The sequence below is a fragment of the Streptomyces sp. M2CJ-2 genome, from assembly GCF_016757295.1.
In the GTDB taxonomy this organism is placed as follows: domain Bacteria; phylum Actinomycetota; class Actinomycetes; order Streptomycetales; family Streptomycetaceae; genus Streptomyces.
Genome location: NZ_JAESIF010000002.1, coordinates 397,591 through 403,675 on the forward strand (window position 1 = coordinate 397,591; position 6,085 = coordinate 403,675).

Consider the following 6,085-nt stretch of genomic DNA (forward strand, 5'->3'; position numbering starts at 1 on the left):
CCCAAGACGCCGTCCCGATCCGTCTTGCGACGTCCCAGGCGTCCTTGCCGTATCAACGCAGGTCACAGCCCTGCCCGCCGAGACGGAAGACGCGACGCCACCGTCTTGACCCGGGGCCCGGCCACTCCGAGACGGGCTCGGGCACGACGAACCACCTGAGCCTCCTCGCGTCCGGGCCGAAGACGCCAACACCACTCGCCGAGACGGAAGACCGAGGCCGCTGCCGTACCCGCCCTGACCTGCGCTTGCAACGGCCAAGACGGCAAAGACGCACCACGCCGAAACCACAGGAGTACCCCGCTTGACGCCCCTTCCCCTCTCTCCTCCACCGCACCACCAGTCGCCGGAGGACCGGCCGGACAAAGGGCAGCCGACGATGACCAAGCACGACGCCGAGCGATACGCGCTCATCATGGCCGGCATCGTCATCGTCGCCCTGACCGCCGGAGCGTTCTGGCTCTCCTACGCGCACCTGGCCGACGTCGCCGGCCGGCACGGGCTGGGAACGTCACCGATCCGCCGCTGGGCGTGGCCGGCGACCCTGGACGCGTTCATCGTCGCGGGGGAGCTGCTCATGCTCCGCGCGGCCCTGCGCCGCGTCACCGACCGATGGGCCATCGCCGTGACCGCCATCGGATCGGTCGGCTCCATCGCGCTGAACGTCGCCGGGGTCAGCGGCACGGGCGACGTCAGCACCGTCCCGTTCCTCGACTACGTGGTCGCCGCGGTTCCCCCGGCCGCCGCGATGGTGGCCTTCGGCGTACTGATGCGGCAGATCCACCAGCTCGTCGAGCAGCCTGTCGACCACTCGGGCCCTGGTTCCGCGCAGGTGCCGGAACCACCGGTCACCCCATCCGGCCAGCCCACCGAGCCGTCGGCCACCGCAGTCGGCCGGTCTGCCGAGGCTCCGGTCGAGCGCGTCCGGCCTGCCGAGCCACTGGCTGAGCCCGGCCAGGCCACCGAGCCACCGGCCGCCGTATCCGTCCAGCCTCCGGAACCGCCCGCCGAGGCCGCAGAGGGCAAGCCACGCGGTGGCCGCCCGCCCGGCGCCCCTCTCGAGGTACTCGTGGAGATCGGCCGGGCTGCTGCCGCTGAGCAGGGCAAGCTCACCCGGGCCGTCGTCCGAACGGCAGTTGAGGACAAGGGGCTGACGATCGGCAGCAAGCGGCTGACCGAGGTGATGGCCATCCTCCGAGCCGAGCGCGAAGCCCCTGCCGAGTCCGATCCGGCCAGCATCTGACCGGAACCCCTGCCGGGTGACCGGAACCCTCTCCGGTCACCCGGCCCGCTGGTCACCGCCCCGAGCGTTGCCTCCCCATCCACACCTGTGGATGGGGAGGTGGACGCTCGAACCCCATCAGACCTTCCCGCCGACCCGCATGCCCTCCCCGCCCCTTTCTGGAGAGAACCGTCCATGACACACGACCCGCTCCACCCCGAGAACGCCCCCGACGAGCCGCTGCCGCCGGCGAAGTCCCCTACGCCGCTGGGGCGTTTGCGGAACGCGTTCGGACGGACGGCCCCTGGCGGAGCCAGTAGTACCCCGAGTCCGACTCACGGCCGGACTTCGGGGATCTCCGCCCCGGGGGTGGCGGAGACGGCCCAGCGCCAGGGGGCGCCGGACCGAGGGCTCGGGGCCGAGGGCAGCCCCGAGCCGGACGAACTCCTCGCCGCGCAGAGAGCCGTTCTCCGCCCCGCGTCCAGCGATCCGCATGCCCAGTGTGCTCAGCCCACGATCCGCCGTTTCACCGGCGACAAGCGTGTAGAACGCGTCGGCCCTCTGCGCTTCCTTGGCGAGGAACGCCTGCGCCTCCAAGAGGTCGCCGCGGAGCACGGCTACAAAGGCGAATCCGGCTTCGCCGCCGATGTAGTCCTCGCGTTCATGGACGGCCGGTTCACTGCGAATCTGCCTCTGTCCGAGGACCGCCGCCGTACGCACGAGTTCCGCACGCGGGTGCTGCGCCACCTCAACCGCATCGGCGTCAACGTCAACCAGATCGCCCGGGCGCTCAACAGCGACCTCACTCCGCCCGACATCCGCCGGAACCTCGCCGAGCTCCATCACCTGCTGGAGCTGATCGCCGAGGCTCTGCGCGAGCCCACCGACCCGACGAAGGACCTGTCCGCATGATCGCCGCAATCAAACCGGCCGGGGCCAACACACGCGGCCTGCTCGCGTACCTTTATGGGCCGGGTCGGCACGACGAGCACACCGATCCGCACATCGTCGCCGGTTTCGCGATGCTCGGCATGCCCGATCCCGGACGCAACGAGGACGCCACCCTCACTCAGCTCACCCGCCACCTCGACGAGCCCGTGCGGCTGCGCAACAGCGAGTTCGGCAAGAAGATCACGGACCACGTCTGGCACTGCCCCGTTCGTGCTGCCCCCGAGGACCGCCACCTCTCAGACTCCGAGTGGGCGGAGATCGCCCAGCGCATCGTGGAAGCCGCCGGCATCGTCTCGGCGAGCGACGACCTCGGCTGCCGCTGGATCGCCGTACGCCACGCCGACGACCACATCCACATCCTTGCCACCACGGTTCGTGAGGACGGCCGCCGTCCCAAGCTTCACGACAGCGGTCTCCGTGTGGGCGACGCATGTCGGCAGATCGAGAAGGACTATGGCCTGCGGCAGTTGAAGAAGGGCGACCGCACCGCCACCCGCCGCCCCACCCAGGCGGAGATGCACAAGGCTCAGCGCCTCGGGTGGGAGCGCACCAGCCGTGAGTGGCTCCAGGAGCGCATCCGCGCAGCCATCCCTCATGCCGGCACCGCCGATGAGCTGCTCGCCTACCTCGAAGCCGACGGCATCGCGGTCAAGCCACGCCGCGGACCATCCGGCGACCTCCTTGGCTACGCAGTCGGCCGCCCCGGTGACGTGAACGACGAAGGCGAACAGATCTTCCATCCCGGCGGGAAGATCGCCCCTGACCTGAGTCTGCCCAAGCTCAGGACTCGCCTGGAAGCCACCGCACCTGAAGAGCACCCCACCGCTCGGCGCAACCGCCCAGTCAGCGACTGGGAGCAAGCCACCGATGCCCTTGAAGCCTTCCGCACCGACATGAACGGCGACGACGTTCACACACAGGCGCACATTGCCGCCCTAGGTGAACTGATCGAAGTCACTGCTCAGAAGGCTCCCCCGGTCCTACGCCCCGAGCTGCAGGCCGCTTCTCAGAGGTTCACCCGCGCCCAGCGATCTCAGATCCGAGCTGAGCATCAGGCCGCCCGCACCCTACGTGCAGCCGTCCGAGACATCGCCCGCACCGCCACCGACCCGGACGGCAGCGTTCTGGCCGCACTGACTGCGGCCCTTGTTTGGGCCACGATCGTTGCCGCCCGGTGGCACGAAGTGAAGCAACACGCCCAGCAGGCCGATGCCGCTCGACAGGCGGTCCAACACCTTCAGACCGCCGCAGACCAGGCGCTCGCCCCAGTGCTGGAAAGGTTGGCGCTCCGCCGTCTCCAGGAGCACGCCAGCCGCAATCTTGCCCACGACGTGTGGGCGGCCGTCCCAGACCACGCTGGACGCATCCTGACTGACGATGATTGGCCTGCCCTCGCGACTGTCCTCAGTGACGCCGAGTCCCTCGGGCACCAACCGCACGAGCTCCTCAGGGAGGCAGCTGCGCAACGCGAGCTGACCACCGCCCGTCGACCCGCCCGGGTCCTGATCACGCGCATCCAGCACACGAGTCGCAACCCCGTACCCAATCGAAGGGCCGAAGCTGCTCGTCGACGGTCGGCCATGGCTAGCACTCGGGTCTCGGGCCACTCCCTTCGGGCGCCCCAGCTAGGAACCGTGGGCGATGCCATCGATCAGCGCCACTGGCATCACCGTTAGTCCTCAGATGAGCGAGAACGCAAACACGGTGTCGGGGGCTGTCGCGATCACGTACTTGGTGTCCTAGGAACGGGCCGGGTCGGGGGCCTGCAGGGATCTTCCCTGTGGGTCGCTGACCTGGCCTTTTGCCGATTGCTGGCGATGGGGTGCGACGGTCTTGAACGGGTGTCCTGCGGACTGTGTGCGGACTGCTGTCCCGTCCGGGGGCAGACGTGGCTGATGCCGGACCGCTGGGGGGCCGGAGCGCACCTCCGTTGCCCCTGGTCAACCGCTCTCAAGGGCATGCTGAGCGCAAGGACTGGCTTTGTCCCGACTCGCCACTGGGCGCCGGGGGCCAGGTCCCGAGGCAGGAAAGTACCTGGTCATCCGCAGCTTTTCGGGCCAGCGAGCGGAGTAGTGTGAAAACACCGGGAGTTCTTCGCGCACCGGCTCCGCTGTGGGTGCCGTTTCCGGTGATCGACAACGCCGGGCCGCCCCACGAGCCCGGGGGCAGGTTCGCGCCATGACCGTGATCATCGACCGTACGGCATCGAGCAGGCGCGCACCGTCGCTGCCGGCTCGCCTGTGCCTGACGCCCGCGCCGGGCGGGCTGGACGGCATGTGGTGGCCTCGCTCCCGTGCCCTCACCCGTGAGCTGCCGGCTTTGACAGCCGCACTGGGCGACCTCTGGGGCCGCATCACAGGTGTCACGGTGAACCCTGACCACTGGCCCGTCATCCCGAGTTGGGTGTCCGGCGCCGGGCGCACCGTGCATGTGGGCTGGTCCACCGAGGAGCAGGATCCGCACCGGCTGACCCTTTTCTCCACCGGTAGCCGCCGGAACATGCTGGTGATTCCGCCGGAAACCAGTGCGGATGCCGCCGCACGACTGATGGCGGGTGACGGTATCGATGCCCCGGGCCGGGAGGAAGCAGCAGACAGGATCGATGCCCGAAGCAGGGAAGAAGCGTGGGAGACCGACGGCGGGGCAGGTCCGCCGTCCTCCCCGCCCCGGCCCATCGGCTCGACAGGGCGTTCGCCCGCCGGTCAACGGAGGTGAGCGGACCATGACTGTCATCGCCGTGGCCGCGCTGCTCGTTCTGATCGCCATCGGAGCCGCCTTGATCCACCGGCTCAACGCTCAGCACGACGGACGGATCGCTGCCTTCCACTACAGCGATGCTCTGCCGGGGATCGGCCGCCGGACCCGGAGGCACCGCCGGCCGACGGTGGACGCGACCGCCCTGGCACGCCCCACCGCGACAGCGACCGCGGATGACATCGACTTCGGCCCGACCGGGGGCCGTAGAGGACGGCATGTCATGGGGATACTGCGTGAGCGGAAGACGTACCGCGAGAAGATCATGCGGGCTCTGTACCAAGCCGCCGAGGGAAATCGCCTCCTGGGCGTCGACGGGGCGAAGCTCCGCACCGACCTCGGCATCCCTGAGCGGGATCTGGCCGCTGCCTGTACGTACCTGGCGGGCAAAAGCTGGGTCGTCGTCGACTGGGGGAGGGGTGACACGCCCGCGAGGATCACGCTGACGCACCAGGGGATCCGGCAGATGGAGACAGAAGAGAAAGAGCGTGACTGAGCCGCGTCCACAGAGGCGGTGCGGCCGCAGGGCGTGCGACCGGCATACGAAGGGCGGGCGGCCACCATGACCGACTCCGACACCCCCGGCACTCCCAGGCTGTTGCCGGACGCCGTCCACCAGCCGGTGAGCCCCGGGACGGCCCTGCTGAGACTGGAGACGACACACGCGCGTGAGGGAATCCTGGACGGTGCCTGGTGGCCGCGGTCCCGGGACATCGGTGCCGAACTGCCCTCGCTGATCACCGCGTTGACCGAGCATCTCGGACCCGTCACCCGCGTCGGTCTGGACGCCAGTGCCTGGGACGAACTGCCGACACGGCTGGTGATCGACGGCCGAGTCGTGCACATCGACTCCTTCCCGGTCGGTGACGACACCGTCCTCATCACCCGAGGCGACCGGGACCATTTCTCCTTGCTGGTAGTCCCGCCGGACACGATGCCTGACGCGGCACGCGCCGCGATGGCCAGGGCCGTCCGGGCCGACAACGTCACCGGGGCCGAACAGATCCTCATCGACACGGGCAGCGACACGCCGTCTCCGCCGAACTGACACCTCCGCCGCAGCCCGGATCTTCGGAAGTCGGGATGCTAGTGTCATGAGTCTTTATTACGCCATAGAAGTAGGCTGGGTTCATGGCGCGTATGGGTCGGCCGACGGTCGAG

Annotated in this window: 6 protein-coding genes; all 6 read left to right on the forward strand. The window is 69.3% G+C overall.

What is annotated here, in order from left to right:
• The first annotated feature begins 376 nt into the window (after nucleotides 1–376).
• Nucleotides 377–1,240, forward strand: coding sequence for a DUF2637 domain-containing protein (locus JL475_RS04280; RefSeq protein WP_202275337.1), 864 nt, complete (start codon nucleotides 377–379; stop codon nucleotides 1,238–1,240).
• A gap of 348 nt (nucleotides 1,241–1,588) precedes the next feature.
• Nucleotides 1,589–2,131 (forward strand): plasmid mobilization relaxosome protein MobC, encoded by a 543-nt coding sequence (gene mobC, locus JL475_RS04285; RefSeq protein ID WP_202275339.1) that lies wholly within the window; start codon nucleotides 1,589–1,591, stop codon nucleotides 2,129–2,131.
• The gene (locus JL475_RS04290) at nucleotides 2,128–3,846 is read left to right on the forward strand and encodes a relaxase/mobilization nuclease domain-containing protein (protein WP_237406082.1); all 1,719 of its coding nucleotides are present in this window, start codon (nucleotides 2,128–2,130) and stop codon (nucleotides 3,844–3,846) included. Before mobC ends, JL475_RS04290 begins: the two co-directional genes overlap by 4 nt.
• 502 nt (nucleotides 3,847–4,348) lie before the next feature.
• Nucleotides 4,349–4,885: a DUF5994 family protein gene (locus tag JL475_RS04295; protein ID WP_202275341.1), complete on the forward strand. Its 537-nt coding sequence runs from the start codon at nucleotides 4,349–4,351 to the stop codon at nucleotides 4,883–4,885.
• A gap of 262 nt (nucleotides 4,886–5,147) precedes the next feature.
• On the forward strand, nucleotides 5,148–5,420 hold the full coding sequence (locus tag JL475_RS04300; protein ID WP_202275414.1) for a hypothetical protein: 273 nt from the start codon (nucleotides 5,148–5,150) through the stop codon (nucleotides 5,418–5,420).
• 66 nt (nucleotides 5,421–5,486) lie between these two features.
• Nucleotides 5,487–5,972 carry a DUF5994 family protein gene (locus JL475_RS04305; protein ID WP_202275343.1) on the forward strand — a complete coding sequence of 162 codons (486 nt, stop codon included), beginning with the start codon at nucleotides 5,487–5,489 and terminating at the stop codon, nucleotides 5,970–5,972.
• Nucleotides 5,973–6,085: the final 113 nt, after the last annotated feature.